Below are 15,681 nucleotides of genomic sequence, written 5' to 3' on the forward strand. Positions count from 1 at the left end.
TGGCGTCAAACAGGATGTCCTCGTAGGTCATGTCGCTGCTCCCTCAACCCACCATGGTCAGGCCGCCGGAGACGCTCAGCACCTGGCCGGTGATGTAGGCGGCGTCGTCGGAGGCGAAGAACAGGATGGCGCCGGGCAGGTCCTCGGGCGTGCCGATGCGGCCCATCGGCACGGCGCGGCGGAACGCCTCCTCCAGCTTCTCGGGGCTGCCCGCGCCCTGCTTGTAGCTCTCGAACAGCGTGGTCGCGGTCGGGCCCGGGCAGACCACGTTCACCGTGATGCCGTGCCGCGCATGCTCGCGCGCCAGCGTCTTGGAGAAGCCGACAAGCCCGGCCTTGCAGGCGGCATAGACCGCCTCGCCCGTGGAGCCGACGCGCGCGGCATCGGAGGCGATGTTGACGATCCGCCCCGCCTTGCGCGCGATCATCCCCGGCAGCACCGCGTGGTGCATGTTCAGCGCGCCGACCAGGTTGATGGCGATCAGCTTCTGCCATTCCTCCGGCGTGCTGTCCTTGAACAGGCGGAACACGTCCCAGCCGGCGTTGTTCACCAGCACGCCGACGGGGCCGAGCTCGGCTTCCGCCGCGGCGACCGCGGCAAGGACGCCCGCGTGGTCGGTGATGTCGCAGGCGAAGGCGCGCGCGGCGCCGGCGGCGGCGGCGATGGCGGCGGCGGTCGCCTCGGCGGCCGCGCGGTTGATGTCGAAGACGGCGACCTTCGCCCCCTCCTCGGCGAAGCGCCGGCAGGTCGCGCCGCCGATGCCGCCGCCGCCGCCGGTGACGATGACGACCTTGTCCTTGAGCCCGCGCATGGGTCCTCCGTGCGGATCGGTTCGCCGGACGGACGAGAGGGAGAGATGCTGGCCCGCCCGATATGGCAAATCCATGCCATAATCCGGGCCTGTATGTCAATACATTGATGGAGCGCCTGTGGACGAGCCGCTTCCGCACCGGCACTTCCCCACGCCCCGGAAGACGCGGCAGGCCGCTTCGGTGTCCCAATCGCCTGTTTTGCGCCCCCATCAGGCTTCCAACCCGAATGCACAAAACGGGGACAAGCGCCGTCAGCCGCTTCGGCGCGACGACGCAGCAATGGGCGGTGCCCGGGGCGCCTCCGCGTGCGGCCGCTCGCGATCAGGGCATGACCGTCAAGGGGCTGACCGCCTTCCTGATTGATGGTCAGCCGGCGGAACCTCACCGCGGTGCGGGACCGCCTTGAGGCAGCGGGTCTGGTCGAGCGGGTCCGCGGCTCGCGTGATAGCGGCCTCCGCCACGTCCGGCTGGCGCCAGAGGGCGAGAGGGTGTGGGCGGAGACGCGGGAAGGCATACGTGCGTGCTGCGCGGATGCTCTGACGGGCTTCTCGACCGAGGAGTGCGTGGTGCCGTTCCGCCTGTCCGACGGCTGCACGACGGCCTTGCGCGGATGTCCGGCCCCGAGGGAGACTGAAGTCGCGACAGGATCTTGGCCGGCAACTGATCCGGGAGCCCGCGGTCCCGGATCGGCGGTGCGGCGGCATGCCTGTGCCCTTCAGGAAGGGCTGCAAGCCCGCGTCGGCGGGGCCATGTGGGAATGCGGCGGTTGTCTCGTCCGTCTGTCCGGTTGATCAGGGCGCCATCTGAGGGACCGCTGCGTCGGGGGCCAGCCCGGAGGGAAGCGCGGCCCGGGCTCCCACCGCCGCACGATCGGCCCGCCCGGCGCGGCGACGACGAGTGGCGAAGGTTCGGATCCGGGTTCGCTCCCTTCGCCAGATCAACAGGTTGCGGGGTGTTGAGCGATGCCGAAGTTGGCCGCCTCCGCAGCCTGCCGCGGCCCCGTTTGTGGCCCTGCCGCACCGGTGCTGCTTGTCCGCCGTCAGGCCGGGTTGGATCTCGTGTCTTGACCGGGGCGCGCCCGGGGTGGAGCGAGGGATCGTAGATGCCGCCGCCCGTCTTGAGCCAACGGACCGCGAAGCCGCGCAGGGGGGCGGACGCGCTGCTCGATGCGCTGGGGCGTGACGGGGCGCGCCGTCCTGTCTTCACCCTTTCCGGCAACCACATCATGTCGGTCTTCGACGCGGCGATCGGCCGCGACGACCTGGCGCTGGCCCACATGCGCCACGAGGCCGCGGCGGTGCACGCGGCCGACGCCTGGGCCCGCCTGACGGGCGAGGTCGGCGTCGCCCTGGTCACCGCCGGGCAGGGCCACGCCAATGCCGCCGCCGCGCTCTGCACCGCGATGGGCGGGGAGACGCCGGTGCTCCTCCTCTCCGGCCATGCGGCGCTGTCGGAGCTCGGCCTCGGCGGGTTCCAGGAGATGCGGCAGGCCGACTATGCCGCCCCGGTGACCAAGGCCTCGTGGATGGTGCGCTCCGCCGCGGCGCTGCCGGGGGAGGTCGCGCGCGCCTCGCGCATCGCCCGCTCCGGCCGGCCGGGCCCCGTCCACCTCAGTCTGCCGGCCGACGTGCTGGAGGCGCCGGTGGACGCCGGCGCCATCGTCTGGCCCGCCGCCGAGGCCTTCGCCGCCGAGGAGATGCCCCTCGCCCCTCGCGCCGCCGCCGCGGTCCTCGCCGAGATCGCGGCGGCGGCGCGGCCGCTGCTCGTCGCCGGCCCGGCGCTCTGCACCAGCGCCGGGCGGCGCCTGCTCGGTACGCTGGAGACCGCGCTCGGCCTGCCCGTCCCCGGCATGGAGAGCCCGCGCGGCGTCAACGACCCCTCGCTCGGCGCCTTCGCCGAGGCGCTGGCCGAGGCCGATCTCGTCGTCCTGCTCGGCAAGCCGCTCGACTTCACGCTCCGCTTCGGCCGCGCCCCCGCGGTCGCGCCCGGCTGCCGCTGGATCGTGCTCGATCCCGATCCGGCGCTGCTCGCGCGTGCCGCCAGGGCGTTGGGCGAGCGGCTGGCCTTCGCGGCCCTCGCCGACGCCTCGGCGGCGGTGCGCGCGCTGGCCGCCGCGGCGGGGGCGACCGGCACCGCCGCGGCGCATGCCGGATGGGCGGCGGATCTGCGCACGGCCCTCGCGCACCGCCCCGCCGCCTGGGACGCCGTCGTTTCCGCCCCCGGCGCGCCGGTCCACCCGATCGGCCTGTGCCGCGCCCTGCAGCCCTTCCTCGACCGGCATCCGGATGCGGTCCTGGTCAGCGACGGAGGCGAGATCGGGCAGTGGGCGCAGGCGCTGCTGCGCGCGCCGCACCGGCTGATCAACGGCGTCGCCGGCGCGATCGGGCCCTCGATCCCCTTCGCCATCGGCGCGAAGCGCGCGCGGCCGGAGAGCCCGGTCCTCGCGGTGCTCGGCGACGGCACCTGCGGCTTCCACATGGCGGAATTCGACACCGCCTGCCGCCTGGGCCTGCCCTTCGTCGCGGTGGTGGGCAACGACTCGCGCTGGAACGCGGAGTACCAGATCCAGCTCCGCCAGTACGGCGCGAACCGGGCCGAGGGCTGCGCCCTGGCGCCGGCGACGCGCTACGACCTGGCCGCCGCCGCGCTCGGCGCGCACGGCGAGTTCGTCACCGGCATCGAGCAGCTGCCCGCGGCGCTGGAGCGTGCCTTCGCCAGCGGTAGGCCCGCCTGCGTCAACGTGCTAATCGAAGGCGCGCCGGCGCCGGTGGTGCGGCGCGGCGCGGCCTGATCCGGCAGGAGGCGGGCAGGCCGCGGCCGGTTTCCGCCTATTCCGCCGCTGCCCGCGCCTGCTCCGGCCCGGCGCCGCTGGCGGCGCCCGTCACCGCCGTTCCCGGGGCCGCCCAGACGATGTGCCCCACCGACTGGCAGGCGTCGCAGGCCGGCTCCCACGCCCGGTGCTCGGCACCGCAGCTGGTGCAGCGCCAGCGCGGCTCCGGCCGCGCGTTCGCCGCGTCGCGCAGCCAGCGCGCCTGGGCGGCGCGGCCCTCGGGGCTGTCGCCGTGCTCGGCCTCCTCCAGCTCGGCGAGCAGGAGGAAGGCGCGCCGATCGGCCGCGCCCGGGGTGGCGACCAGCGCCTCGAGCTCGCTCCGCGCGCGCCCCGTCAGGCCGGCGTCGAGCGCGGCGCGGGCCATCAGCAGCCGGCTCTCGGGATGGTCCGGATTGCGCCGGACCAGCTCCTCCGCGAGCTTCACCCTGGCGAGCGCGTCCTCGCCCTCCTCCAGATAGGCGCGGCCGATCTCGGGATGCGGCGCCAGCATCCAGGCCTGCTCCAGCGTGCCGCGCGCCCGCCGGGCGCTCCCCGCCGCGCGCAGCCGGCGGGCGTAGGAGAGCGCCGCCGGGGCGAAGCCCGGGTCGGCTGCGACCGCCGTGCGCTCCAGCTCCGCGGCCTTGGCCGGATCCGGCTCCTGTGCCGCCGCGGCGAGCGCCAGCACGGCGCGCGGCGCCTCCGGCGCACCCAGCGCCAGCGCCTCGCGCCAGTCGCGCGTCAGCAGGGCGAGCCGCGCCCGCTCCTCGCGAACCCAGGCCGCACCCGGCTGCACCGCCTCGGCCTCGCGCGCGAGGCGCTGCGCCGCCGCCCAGTCCTGCCGCGCCATCGCCTGGCGCAGCAGGCCGCGCAGGCCGAGGAAGCGCGCGCTGTCCTGGCGCGCGGCCAGCGCCCGGAACAGCTCCGCCGCCGCCTCCTCGCGCCCGGCGAGGCGCTCGGCCTCGGCGCCGAGCATCAGCGTCTGCGGCGTGTCGCCGAGGAGCTGGCGGGCGCGGCGCACCTCGATGCGCGCCTGCCCGGGCGTGCCGGCGGCGAGCGCGACCAGGGCGCGCGTCACCGCCGCGTCGCCCTCGATGCGCTGGCGTGCCGCGCGGCGGGCGCGCCGGCGCGCCGGCCAGCCGCGCAGCCAGGCGATCGTCCGCAGCAGCCCGTGCAGCAGCAGGAAGGCGAGCACGAGCAGCAGCAGGGCGATGGGGAAGCTCACCCCGATCCAGGTGTCGCCCACCCGGATCTCCACCATGCCGCCGAGATCGGCGAGCCAGAGCGCCAGCGCGACGCCGGCGGCGAGCAGGACGAGGAGGGCGAGGGCGCGGCGCATCGCGGCTCAGCCCGCCGAGGCCGTCGCGGCGTTGGCGAGCCGGCGCAGCGCGGCGCGCGCCTCGATCAGCGCCCGCGCCTGCTCCGCCCAGGGCCGCATCGCCTCCTGCGCCGCCGGCGGCAGCCGGCCGAGCGGCGCCAGGGCCGCCTCCAGGTCGCCGGCCTCGAGCGCCCGGCGCGAACGCTCGAGCTCGGCCGCGGCGGCGTCGCCCCACACCACCGTCTCGCCGCGGCGCACCGTCACTAGGCCGGAGAGCCGCGCAAGGGCGGAGTCGAGCACGCCGGCCTCGCCCTCGGGCGGTCGCGCTTCGCTCGCCTCGCGCGCGGCGCGGGCGTGCTGCTCGAAGCTCAGGCGCAGCGCCGCCTCGGTGGGAGGCGCGGCATCGGCGAAGCGGGCGAGGGGCTCCGGCGGCGGCTCGGGGCCGAGCGCGCGCAGCGCCGGGCCGAGCGGCTGGCCGGCATCGAGCCGCGCCCGCAGCGCGTCCAGCGCCGCGAGCCGCGCGGCGCGGCCCTCGATCGCGGCGAGCCGCCGCGCCTGCGCCTCGGCTTGCGCGGCGAGGCGCTCGGCGAGCGACCGCTCCAGCGCGGCCGCGCGCTGCTCCGCGGCCTGCCGCGCCTCGGCGGCGGTTCGCTCGGCCGCCATGGTGCGCTCGATCGCGGTGCGCTCCAGCGCGGCGAGGCGCTCGCCGAGGGTGCGGGCGAGCTGCTCGTTGCGCCGCGCTGCCTCCGCCTCCACCGCCTGGAGCCGGGCGGTCAGGGATTCCTGCCGCTCGAGGGCCCGCTCGGCGCGGCCGGAAAGCTGCTCGACCGCCTGGCGCAGCCCGGCGAGCGCCGCCGGGTCGGCGGCGGGCCGCGCCTCGAGGCCACGGACCGCGGCCTCGAGCCGGGCAAGGCGCTGCTCCAGCGGCGCGAGGTCGGGCGGCGGCGCCTCGGCGGGCGGCCGCTGCTGCAGGTCCTGCGCCTGCCGCTCCAGGGCATCGAGGCGCCGTTCCAGCGCCGCGAGGCCGCCCTGCGCGCGCTCCGCGGCGGCGCCAAGCCCGGCGAGGCGCTCGCCGAGCGCCGTCTCCATCCGTTCGAGACGCGCGCCGACCGCGGTCTCCAGCGCGGCGACGCGCCGGTTCACGTCCTCGGCCGCGGCCGCGGCCGCGGCGACGCGGTTCTCGGCATCGGAGGACGGGACCGGGGAGCGCCACAGCCAGATCACGGCGAGGACCAGCACCACGCCGGCCACCGCCAGCACCGCCAGCGCGGTCGGCTCGATGCCGCCGAAGCGCCCGGCCGCGAGGAAGCCCGGGGGCGGCGGGGGCGGCACCGCCGGCGCTCCCTCCGCGGCCTTCGCTCCCTGCGGCCCGCCGCTGGCGGTGTCCGGCGTGGCCGCGCCGCCGGTCGCCTCCGCCGGCGGCCGCTCCTGCGGCGCGGCGCCCGGCGCGGCGTTGGAGTCCTTCGGGGTCTGGTCGCTCATGCCACTCCTGCGCTTCCCGCGCCGCGCCGCGGCGCCTCGTCCACCCACTCCGCGTCCTCCGAGTCGCACGCCTGCTCCGCCGTCGCCGCCCGGCCGGGACGGGGGCCGAGCAGCGCCAGCAGCGAGTCCTGGTCCGGCCGCGCGGCGACGCGGACCCGGCGCCAGCCTCCCGGCGGGGCGGTCGCGTCCAGCGCCTCCGCCACCCGGGTGCTGATCGCCAGCGCCTCCATGCGCGCCACGGCGGTCGACAGCCCCGCCCGGCGCAGCAGCACCATGGCGGCGCCGACGGAGCGGGGCGAAAAGAACAGGGCGACGGCCACCTCGCCCGCGCCGAGCGCGGCGCGCGCCGGCTCCGGCAGGGTCCGTGCCGGCGCCGCGGCATACACCACTCGGCGCAGGACGCGAAAGCCCTGCCCCCGCAGCGCGCCGGCCAGCTCCTCGCCATAGCCCTCGCCGACGGCGAGCAGCAGCGGCCCCGCCGCGGGGTCGAGCCGGCGGGCGACCAGCGCGGCGAGCGAGACGGCAGTGCCCTCCGCCGCCGCGGCCACCGTGAACCCCCGGGCATGCGCCTCGGCCGCGGTCGCCGCGCCGACCGCGAACACCGGCGGCGCGGCGGGAAACGGCGTCAGCGCGCGGGCCGCGGCCCGGCTCGTGAGGATCAGCGCCTGGGCCGGGCGTCCGCTGAGCGCGCGGGCCACCCCGCGCGGCCGCGGCGCGAGCACGAGCGCCGGCGCCAGCACCGGCCGCCAGCCCAGCGCGGCCACCCGCGCCGCCGTCTCCTCGGCGCCCGGCTCCGGCCGCGTGACCAGCACCGCGTCGGGCGCGGGCGGCGGCAGCGCCGTCATGCGAAGATGTCCGCCGGCGAGTCCGCCCTCAGGCCCTCGCCGAGCGTCCGGCCGAGCCGCGCCGCGTCGGCGACCGCCCCGGTCAGGCTCCGCTTGAGCAGGAAGCTGCCGTCCGGTCGCGCCACCAGGCCGGTCAGGTGCAGCCGCCCGTCCGGCAGCAGCCGCGCGTGCCCGCCGATCGGCGTGCGGCAGGAGCCGTCCAGCGCGGCGAGCAGCGCGCGCTCGGCGGTGGAGACCGCGCGCGCCTCCGGGTCCTCGATGGCGGCAAGCAGCTCGCGCAGTTCGGTATCGTCGGCGCGCACGGTGACGCCGACGATGCCCTGGCCGGCGGCCGGCACCATCGCCTCCGCGTCGAGCACCAGCGCCGCCTCGGCCTCCAGCCCGAGCCGCCGCAGCCCGGCCAGCGCGAGCAGCGACGCCGCGTAGCGGTCCCCGGCGCGCACCTTGGCGAGCCGGGTCTGCACGTTGCCGCGGATCACCTCCACGCGGAGGTCCGGCCGCGCGTGCAGGATCTGCGCCTGGCGGCGGACCGAGGCGGTGCCGACGATCGCGCCCGCCGGGATCGCCCCCCAGGGATCGGCGGGGTCGGGCGTGGCGCCGGCGCAGGCGGGGCCGAGGATCAGCGCGTCCCGCGCGTCCTCCCGCTTGAGCGTGCAGGCGAGCACGATGCCGGGCGGCAGCTCGGTCTCGAGGTCCTTCAGGCTGTGCACGGCGAAGTCGATCCGGCGGTCGAGCAGCGCCTCGTGGATCTCCTTGGCGAACAGGCCCTTGCCGCCGAGATCGGCCAGCCTGCGGTCCTGGACGCGGTCGCCGGAGGTGGTGATGGCGTGCTCCTCGAAGGCCTGCGCCGCGCGCAGCACCGGGCAGAAGCCGCTGACCAGCCGGAGGAAGTAGCGCGTCTGCCACAGCGCCAGCGGCGAGCCCCGCGTGCCGACGCGGAGCGGCAGGCTGCGGCCGTGCGGGCGCACCCGCCCGCCAGGACGGCGCGGCTGCGCCGGGACATCCTGCGGGGGCTCGGGCTGCCGCCCGCGCACGGGGGGTGGATGGCCGGCCGACATGCCGGGGCCTATTAGAGCCGGCCCGGGACGGACGGAAGGTGGCGATGGCTGCGCAGGGCGCGGTGCTGGGCCTCGAATCGAGCTGCGACGAGACCGCCGCCGCGGTGCTGGCCGGCGACGGCACGGTGCTGGCCGAGGCGGTGCTCAGCCAGGAGCAGGAGCACGCCCGTTTCGGCGGCGTGGTGCCCGAGCTCGCCGCGCGCGCGCACCTCCGCCACCTGCCGCGCCTCGCCCGCGCCGTGATGGATCGCGCCGGCCTCGCGCCCGGCGACCTCGCGGCCGTGGCCGCGACCTCCGGCCCCGGCCTGATCGGCGGTCTGATCGTGGGCGCGAGCTTCGGCAAGGGGATCGCGATCGCCCGGGGGGTGCCGTTCGTCGCCGTGAACCACCTGGAGGCGCACGCGCTGACCGTGCGGCTGCCCGGCCTGATCGAGGGCGGGGCGCCGGAGTTCCCCTACCTGCTGCTGCTGGTCTCCGGCGGCCACTGCCAGTGCGTCGCGGTCGAGGAGGTGGGGCGCTACCGCCGGCTCGGCACCACGCTCGACGACGCGGTGGGCGAGGCCTTCGACAAGGTGGCGAAGCTGCTCGGCCTGCCCTGGCCGGGCGGCCCGCACCTGGAGCGGCTGGCGGCGCGGGGCGATCCGGCGCGCTTCGCCCTGCCGCGGCCGCTGCTCGGCCGGCCCGGCTGCGACTTCTCCTTCAGCGGGCTCAAGACCGCGGTGGCGCAGCTGGTCGCCAGGGGTGCCGCGGCGGACGCGCGGGGGAAGGCCGACCTCGCCGCCTCCTTCCAGGCCGCGGTGGCCGAGGTGCTGGCCGACCGCGCGGCGCACGCACTGGCGATGCTGCCCGAGGCGCGGGCCCTGGTCGTCGCCGGCGGCGTGGCGGCGAACGCGGCGGTGCGCGCGGCGCTAGCGGCGCAGGCCGAGGCCGCCCATGGGGGGAGGAAGGTCCGGCTGGTGGCCCCGCCGCTGCGGCTGTGCACGGACAACGCCGTGATGGTGGCCTGGGCGGGGATCGAACGGCTGCGCCTCGGGCTTGCGGACCCGCTCGATCACGCCCCCCGGCCGCGCTGGCCGCTCGACGAGATGCGGGGGCGGGGCGGGGCGGAAGCGGGGCGCGACGCGGCGCGGCCGCCTGGCCTGCGGCGCCGGTAGCAGCGGATACGCGGGCACGCCGAAGTAATGGCGGAGCGCCGGCGGCGGCGCGGCGCTGGCCGCCGCCGGTTCCGCCGGCCCGACCGGGAGCGGAACCACGACGCCGCGCGGGGCGGCGAGCGCGCCGAGGCCCGCCGCCCAGTCCTCCAGCTCGGCGCGCTGCGCGGCGTAGAGCGCCGCGCCGTAGGCCGGGTTCTCGCGGAACCGCAGCGCGTTCTGCGGGTCGGCGAGCATGCGGCCGACCGGGCCGGGCGGCCGCGCCGCGGCGTCGCGCCGCCGGCGCGCCGCCGCCTCCGGGTCGAGCGCGGCGAGGACGGCGAGAGCGCGCCGGGCCTCCGCCCCGAAGGCCAGCGCCAGGGCGTCGAGCACCGGCACCTCCCACCTCCGGCTCCCGCCATCGGCGTGCCTCGCCGCCGCGGCCGGGCGGCACCTCGTGGCAGAGCAGGGCGAGGTCGCGCGCCTCCGCGGCGAGGCGCTGCAGCATGTCGGGCGGCATGGTGGCGGAAGAGGGCTGCGCCCGCGCCGCGGTCGCGGCGAATACCGCCAGGGCCAGGGCGAGCAGCGGGCCGGACGGGGCCGCAACGCGCCCGCGCGGCCTCGTGCCGTCTCGCCGGGGACCGGTCCCGAGCATGTCGTCCTCGCGCGCCGATGCGGACGCCGCGGAGAGGTGGTGCACCGCGCCGCCCCCGCCAGGGGCGGCGCCCGGTCCGCCCCGGGGGCCGTTGCGGCGGTCAGGCCTCCGGCGCCTGGCGCGCCGCGACGATGTTCATCAGGCCCCCCTCCATCGCCCTGAGCTGGGACGCCTCCGTCGGCACCAGCCGCGAGTCCGCGCCGACGGTCCAGAACCGGAAGCCGAGGCCCTCGAGCAGCGCGATCGTCGCCTCCGCGCCCATGCCGGCGTCGCGCATCAGGCGGGGGGCGAATTCCAGCATCAGCCGCACCCCGGGCGATCGCTCCAGCAGGCCGCGCATGCCGAGGAGCGCGAAGCCCTCGTGCCCCTCGATGTCGAGCTTCACGGCATGCGGGACCGTCTCCGGCCTTCGGAACATCGCGTCGAGCGCGACCTTGCGCACCGTCGCCGCCCGCGGCGCGCCCTGCGGGGCCGGCTCCTCCGCGTCGTCGGGGGCGAGCCGCGCGCCGCCGGCGTGGGCGAAGCCGAACCGCAGCCGGGCCTCGCCCGCGCGGTCGCTCACCGCCACGCGGTGGACCCGCACGACCGAGGCGAAGCCGTTGAGCCGCACCGACTGCTCGACCAGGCGCGCATAGCGGGGATTGGGCTCGAAGGCGTGGACCCGCCCCGCCGGGCCGACCGCGGCGGCGGCGGCCAGCGTGTACACGCCGTGGTTGGCGCCGATGTCGAACACGGTGTCGCCGGGGCGGATCAGGCGGCGGAACGCGGCGAGGTACTCGGGCTCCCACACGCCGCTCATCATGAGGTGGGGCGCGATGTCGCGGCAGCGCGTATCCACCAGGATCATGTGCCCCGAGGCGCAGAGCGTGAGGGCGGTGCTGTCGTCGAGCGTCGCGCTCTGCGCCATGCGCACCGCCTCGATCCGTTCCGCGACCTGTTCGAGGCGGGCGGCGACGCCCTCGATCCGCCGTTCCAGCCGCTCGAGCGCGGCGGCCTGCCGCCTGGCCAGCGTCCGTCCGCCCGGCGCGGAAAGCCATCGTCGGAGCCTTGCGAGCACGCCCGCCCCTGTTCGGTCGCCGTCGCCGCGGACGCTAGGCGCGGGACCGCCGCGCGGCAAGGCCGCCGGGCGACGGGCGGCGATGCGCCCCGCACGGGTTGCGGCGCCCGGCGACGGCGGCTACCCGGCCCGCCCCGTGAACTACCGCCACGCCTTCCACGCCGGCAACTTTGCCGACTGCATGAAGCACGCGCTTCTGGTGCGGCTGCTGCACGCGCTGCGCCGCAAGGAGACGCCCTTCGCGGTGCTCGACACCCATGCCGGGCGCGGCGCCTACGACCTCTCCGCGCCGGAGGCGGAGCGCACCGGCGAGTGGCGCGGCGGCGTCGGCCGGCTGCTCGGCCTCGCCGATGCCGGGCCGCTCGCCGACTACGTCGCGCTCGTGCGGGCGCTCGGCGCGCCGGCGCGCTATCCCGGCTCGCCGGCGCTGGTCCGCGCGCTGCTGCGCCCGCAGGACCGCCTCGTCTGCGTCGAGCCGCATCCGGAGGACCACGCCGCCCTCGCCGCCCGCTTCCGCGGCGACCGCCAGGTCGCGGTGCACCGGCGCGACGGGTGGGAGGCGCTGCGCGCCCTCACCCCGCCGCCCGAAGGCCGCGGCCTGGTGCTGATGGACCCGCCCTTCGAGCAGGAGGGCGAGTTCGACCGCCTGGCCGCGTCCGTCGCCCTGCTGCGGCGCCGCTTCCGCGCCGGCATCCTCGCCGCCTGGTACCCGATCAAGCACCGCGCGCCCGTGCGCGCCTTCCATGCCGCCCTCGCGGCCGGCGGGGCGCGCGACCTGATCGCGGCGGAGCTCTGGCTGCGGGCGCCGACCGATCCGGCCCGGCTGAACGGCTGCGGGCTGGTGGTCGCGAACGCCCCCTTCCGCTTCGCGGAGGAATGCGGTCCGATGCTGGCGGCGATGCTCGCGGCGTTGGGCGCGCGCGACTCGGGCGAGGGCTGGGCGGTGACGCGGATCGTGGAGGAGTAGGCCGTATGCCGCAGCGCAACCATCCGCAGCGCCCGAAGCTGTGCGTGCTCGGCGCCGGCGCCTGGGGCACCGCGCTCGCCGTGCAGGCGGCGCGCGGCGGCAACCCGGTGTCGGTCTGGGCGCGCGACCCGGCGCGCGCGGCGGAGATCGAGGCGGCGCGGGAGAACGCCCGCTACCTGCCCGGCGCCCGCCTCGGCCCGCTGGTGCGGGTGACCGCCGACGCCGCCGAGGCGCTCGACCGCGCCGCCTTCGTGCTGGTCGCGGTGCCGACGCAATTCATGCGCACCGTGCTCGCCTCGCTGCCCGACACCGGCGCGCCGCTGATCGTCTGCGCCAAGGGGGTGGAGAAGGACACGCTCCTGCTGCCGCTCGAGATCGTCGCCGAGGCGCGGCCCGGCACGCCGGCGGCGGTGCTCTCCGGCCCCAACTTCGCGCACGAGATCGCGCGCGGCCTGCCGGCGGCGGCGGTGGTGGCGAGCCACGACGCGGCGCTGCGCAACCTCTGCGCCGACCTGCTGGCGACGCCCGGCTTCCGCCTCTACGGCGGCGACGACCCGATCGGCGTGCAGGTCGGCGGCGCGGCGAAGAACGTCATCGCCATCGCCGCCGGCGCGGTGATCGGCGCCGGGCTCGGCGAGAACGCGCGCGCGGCGCTGGTCACGCGCGGCCTCGCGGAGCTGTCGCGGCTGACGGTGGCGCTCGGCGGGCGTCAGGAGACGGCGGCGGGCCTGTCGGGCCTCGGCGACCTGCTGCTGACCACGACCGGCCCCGGCAGCCGCAACACCTCGCTCGGCGCGGAGCTCGCGCGCGGCGTCCCGCTGGAGAAGGCGATCGCGACGCGCGTCGGCGTGGCGGAGGGCGTGGAGACCGCGCCGGCCATCGTCGCGCGGGCCGAGCGGGCCGGGGTGGAGCTGCCGATCTGCGCCGCGGTGGCGGGCCTGCTCGCCGGCGAGGTGACGGTCGGCGACGCGATGGGCCGGCTGCTCGCGCGGCCGCGGCGCGACGAGTAGCGCGGGGACCGCGGCCGGGAGCGAAAGGTCGCGGGCGACGCGGCCCCAGGCCCGAAAGCGTGGATCGCCCGGTTCGAAGGCTGGTACAAGGCTCCGCCGGCTGTCGCCTCGGCCCGATCAGGGCGGGGAAAGCGGGCGTGCGGGCGCGAACCCCGTGCCCTTCCGCCGTGCTGTTCCGCGCCAAGTGACTGAACATCCCGTGAGCTGATCCTATCTTTTCCTTCATGTCCGTGCCGTCGTCCCTCCCCGAGCCGCCGCCCCTGCCGCCCAGGGCCGCCCTGTTCCTCGACTTCGACGGGACGCTGGTGGAGATCGCGCCGACGCCCGACGCGGTGCGGGTGCCGCCCGCGCTCCTGTCGGTGCTGGGTCGGCTCGCGCGCCGGCTGGACGGCGCGCTGGCGGTGGTGAGCGGGCGGCCGATGCGGGACCTCGACCGGTTCCTCCCCCTGCCGGTCGTGAAGGTCGGCGACCACGGGGCGGCGCTGCGGCTCGGGCCGGGCGCGCCGGTGATCGGGCCGCACCTGCCGCTGCCGCCGCCCGAATGGCGCGCCCGCGCCGCCGCGCTGGCCGAGCGGTTCCCCGGCGCCCTGCTCGAGGAGAAGGCGCACGGCTTCGTGCTGCACTACCGTCTCGCCGGCCCCGAGGCGGGGGAGGCGGCGCGCGAGCTGCTGTCGGCGCTGGTTGCCGAGCAGCCCGAGCGCTTCGCGCTGCTGGCCGCCCGCAAGGCGTGGGAGGTGCGCCCGCGCGGCGTCTCCAAGGCGAGCGCGGTGGCCGCGCTGATGACCCGCCCGCCCTTCGCCGGGCGCGTGCCGGTGTTCGTCGGCGACGACGCGACCGACGAGGAGGGCATGGCCGAGGCCCGCTCCGGCGGCGGGATCGGCCTGCGGCTGCAGGACGCGTTCGGCACGCCGGCCCGGCTGCGCGCCTGGCTCGCCGCGCATGCGGGGGAGGAGGCGGACGTCTCGGCTGCGACGGAGGAAAAGATGGACGAGGGACAGGCCCGACCCGCCACGGCGACGCGACGCCCCGCCGCGCCCCCGCGGCATGCGGCGCCTTCTCGGTCCGGCTCCGGCGCGGTGCCGCCGCGGCCGCAGGGGGCGCGGTCGTGACCAGGCGCGCCGCGGCGACGGCCGCGGAGCGGGGTCGCCGCCTGGTGATCGTCGCCAACCGCGTGCCGAACCCGCGCGAGCGCGCCGCCAGCGCGGGCGGCCTCGCCGTCGCGCTGCAGGAGGCGCTCGCCGAGCGCGAGGCGCTGTGGTTCGGATGGAGCGGGCAGATCGCCGAGGCCACCTCCACGCGGCCGCGGCTGGCCCGCCACGGGCGGCTCACCTACGCCACGCTCGACCTCGGCGAGGGCGACTTCCGCCGCTACTACCAGGGCTTCGCCAACGCCTCGCTGTGGCCGATGCTCCACTACCGGCTCGGCATCGCGCAGTTCGACCGCGAGGACTACGCCGGCTACCGCGCGGTGAACGCGGCCTTCGCCGCGGCGCTCGCGCCGCTGCTCAGGCCCGACGACACGGTCTGGGTGCACGACTTCCATCTCTTCCCGCTCGGCGCCGAGCTGCGGCGGGCCGGCGGCGCGGCGGCGCGGCGCCGGATCGGCTTCTTCCTCCACGTCCCCTTCCCGCCGCGCAGCGTCTTCTGCGCCCTGCCGCGCACCGAGGAGCTGCTCGCCGACCTCGCCGCCTACGACGTGATCGGCGTGCAGACCGAGGAGGACGCGGCGCATCTGCGCGAGGCGCTGACGCGCGGCGGCCATCCCGAGGCGGCGCGGCGCGTCGGCGCCTGGGCGGCTGGCATCGACGCGAAGGGCTTCGCCGCGATGGCCGAACGGGCGGCGCGCGGGCCGGAGGCGGCGCGCCTGCGCGCCTCGCTGGTCCGTCGGGCGCTGGTGATCGGCGTGGACCGGCTCGACTACACCAAGGGGCTGCCGCACCGGTTCACCGGCTACGGCCGGCTGCTCGCGGGCTTCGAGGGGCGGCACCTGAGCGCCGTCACCTACCTCCAGTTCGCTCCCGTCTCGCGCGCCGAGGTCGCGCAGTACCAGGCGCTGCGGCGCGAGCTGGACGAGCTGACCGGCCGGATCAACGGCCAGTACGCGGAGTTCGACTGGGTGCCGCTGCGCTACATCACCCGCGCGGTGGCGCGCACGACCCTCGCGGGCTTCATGCGCATCGCCCGGGTCGGGCTGGTCACGCCGCTGCGCGACGGGATGAACCTGGTCGCCAAGGAGTACGTCGCCGCGCAGGACCCGGAGGATCCGGGCGTGCTGGTGCTCTCCCGCTTCGCCGGCGCGGCGGGGGACCTCGAGGGCGCGCTGGTGGTCAATCCGCTCGACCCCGACGCGATCGCCGAGGCGCTCGACCGCGCGCTCAGCATGCCGGCGGCGGAGCGCATCGCGCGCTGGCGGCAGATGATGGACGCGGTGACCACCCACGACGCCACCGCCTGGTCACGCGGCTTCCTGGCCGCGCTCGAGGGCGGGGCCGCGCTGGCGGAGCCGGGAGGGAAGGCGGCGTAGCGCGCGGCCGGAGCCTC

At 77.7% G+C, this 15,681-nt stretch carries 12 protein-coding genes; 6 read left to right on the forward strand and 6 right to left on the reverse strand.

Annotated elements, in window-relative coordinates; translation table 11 throughout:
* Window positions 1-43 precede the first annotated feature (43 nt).
* Window positions 44-811: a 2-hydroxycyclohexanecarboxyl-CoA dehydrogenase gene (gene badH / locus IEX99_RS19150; protein ID WP_188903282.1), complete on the reverse strand. Its 768-nt coding sequence runs from the start codon at window positions 809-811 to the stop codon at window positions 44-46.
* 1,118 nt (window positions 812-1,929) lie between these two features.
* On the opposite strand from badH, the gene IEX99_RS19155 reads away from it, so the two are divergent.
* Window positions 1,930-3,603 carry a thiamine pyrophosphate-binding protein gene (locus IEX99_RS19155; protein ID WP_229678149.1) on the forward strand — a complete coding sequence of 558 codons (1,674 nt, stop codon included), beginning with the start codon at window positions 1,930-1,932 and terminating at the stop codon, window positions 3,601-3,603.
* 37 nt (window positions 3,604-3,640) lie between these two features.
* Here the strand turns inward: IEX99_RS19155 and IEX99_RS19160 are convergent, their stop codons facing one another.
* The 4 genes from IEX99_RS19160 to hemC are packed head-to-tail and all read right to left on the reverse strand — an operon-like array spanning window position 3,641 to window position 8,321.
* Window positions 3,641-4,957, reverse strand: coding sequence for a heme biosynthesis HemY N-terminal domain-containing protein (locus IEX99_RS19160; RefSeq protein ID WP_188903287.1), 1,317 nt, complete (start codon window positions 4,955-4,957; stop codon window positions 3,641-3,643).
* A 6-nt stretch (window positions 4,958-4,963) separates the two neighbouring features.
* On the reverse strand, window positions 4,964-6,418 hold the full coding sequence (locus IEX99_RS19165; RefSeq protein ID WP_188903289.1) for a coiled-coil domain-containing protein: 1,455 nt from the start codon (window positions 6,416-6,418) through the stop codon (window positions 4,964-4,966).
* Window positions 6,415-7,263, reverse strand: a complete 849-nt coding sequence (locus IEX99_RS19170; RefSeq protein ID WP_188903291.1) for a uroporphyrinogen-III synthase — start codon at window positions 7,261-7,263, stop codon at window positions 6,415-6,417. The genes IEX99_RS19165 and IEX99_RS19170 overlap by 4 nt, the downstream gene beginning before the upstream one ends.
* Window positions 7,260-8,321: a hydroxymethylbilane synthase gene (hemC, locus tag IEX99_RS19175; protein WP_188903293.1), complete on the reverse strand. Its 1,062-nt coding sequence runs from the start codon at window positions 8,319-8,321 to the stop codon at window positions 7,260-7,262. The genes IEX99_RS19170 and hemC overlap by 4 nt, the downstream gene beginning before the upstream one ends.
* A 44-nt stretch (window positions 8,322-8,365) precedes the next feature.
* Here hemC and tsaD point away from each other — a divergent pair, with 44 nt between their 5' ends.
* Window positions 8,366-9,475, forward strand: coding sequence for a tRNA (adenosine(37)-N6)-threonylcarbamoyltransferase complex transferase subunit TsaD (gene tsaD, locus IEX99_RS19180; RefSeq protein ID WP_188903295.1), 1,110 nt, complete (start codon window positions 8,366-8,368; stop codon window positions 9,473-9,475).
* Between the two features lie 731 nt (window positions 9,476-10,206).
* Here the strand turns inward: tsaD and IEX99_RS19185 are convergent.
* Complete coding sequence (locus IEX99_RS19185; RefSeq protein WP_188903297.1) at window positions 10,207-11,163, reverse strand: FkbM family methyltransferase; 957 nt, start codon at window positions 11,161-11,163, stop codon at window positions 10,207-10,209.
* Window positions 11,164-11,299: 136 nt separating this feature from the next.
* Here IEX99_RS19185 and IEX99_RS19190 point away from each other — a divergent pair, with 136 nt between their 5' ends.
* From IEX99_RS19190 to IEX99_RS19205, 4 genes are all read left to right on the forward strand, one after another.
* Window positions 11,300-12,130: a 23S rRNA (adenine(2030)-N(6))-methyltransferase RlmJ gene (locus IEX99_RS19190; protein ID WP_188903416.1), complete on the forward strand. Its 831-nt coding sequence runs from the start codon at window positions 11,300-11,302 to the stop codon at window positions 12,128-12,130.
* Window positions 12,131-12,135: 5 nt separating this feature from the next.
* Window positions 12,136-13,140 carry an NAD(P)H-dependent glycerol-3-phosphate dehydrogenase gene (locus IEX99_RS19195; RefSeq protein WP_188903299.1) on the forward strand — a complete coding sequence of 335 codons (1,005 nt, stop codon included), beginning with the start codon at window positions 12,136-12,138 and terminating at the stop codon, window positions 13,138-13,140.
* A 224-nt stretch (window positions 13,141-13,364) separates the two neighbouring features.
* Window positions 13,365-14,249 (forward strand): trehalose-phosphatase, encoded by an 885-nt coding sequence (gene otsB, locus IEX99_RS19200; protein ID WP_188903301.1) that lies wholly within the window; start codon window positions 13,365-13,367, stop codon window positions 14,247-14,249.
* Complete coding sequence (locus tag IEX99_RS19205) at window positions 14,246-15,664, forward strand: alpha,alpha-trehalose-phosphate synthase (UDP-forming) (protein WP_188903303.1); 1,419 nt, start codon at window positions 14,246-14,248, stop codon at window positions 15,662-15,664. Before otsB ends, IEX99_RS19205 begins: the two co-directional genes overlap by 4 nt.
* Window positions 15,665-15,681 lie beyond the last annotated feature (17 nt).

The sequence above is a fragment of the Caldovatus sediminis genome (assembly GCF_014644455.1).
Classification (GTDB): Bacteria; Pseudomonadota; Alphaproteobacteria; order Acetobacterales; family Acetobacteraceae; genus Caldovatus; species Caldovatus sediminis.

Excerpts from the sequence above, each read along its gene's own strand:
- badH (WP_188903282.1), bottom strand. The coding sequence starts at position 811 with ATGCGCGGGCTCAAGGACAAGGTCGTCATCGTCACCGGCGGCGGCGGC.
- IEX99_RS19160 (WP_188903287.1), bottom strand. The coding sequence starts at position 4,957 with ATGCGCCGCGCCCTCGCCCTCCTCGTCCTGCTCGCCGCCGGCGTCGCG.
- IEX99_RS19165 (WP_188903289.1), bottom strand. The coding sequence starts at position 6,418 with ATGAGCGACCAGACCCCGAAGGACTCCAACGCCGCGCCGGGCGCCGCG.
- IEX99_RS19170 (WP_188903291.1), bottom strand. The coding sequence starts at position 7,263 with ATGACGGCGCTGCCGCCGCCCGCGCCCGACGCGGTGCTGGTCACGCGG.
- hemC (WP_188903293.1), bottom strand. The coding sequence starts at position 8,321 with ATGTCGGCCGGCCATCCACCCCCCGTGCGCGGGCGGCAGCCCGAGCCC.
- tsaD (WP_188903295.1), top strand. The coding sequence starts at position 8,366 with ATGGCTGCGCAGGGCGCGGTGCTGGGCCTCGAATCGAGCTGCGACGAG.
- IEX99_RS19195 (WP_188903299.1), top strand. The coding sequence starts at position 12,136 with ATGCCGCAGCGCAACCATCCGCAGCGCCCGAAGCTGTGCGTGCTCGGC.
- otsB (WP_188903301.1), top strand. The coding sequence starts at position 13,365 with ATGTCCGTGCCGTCGTCCCTCCCCGAGCCGCCGCCCCTGCCGCCCAGG.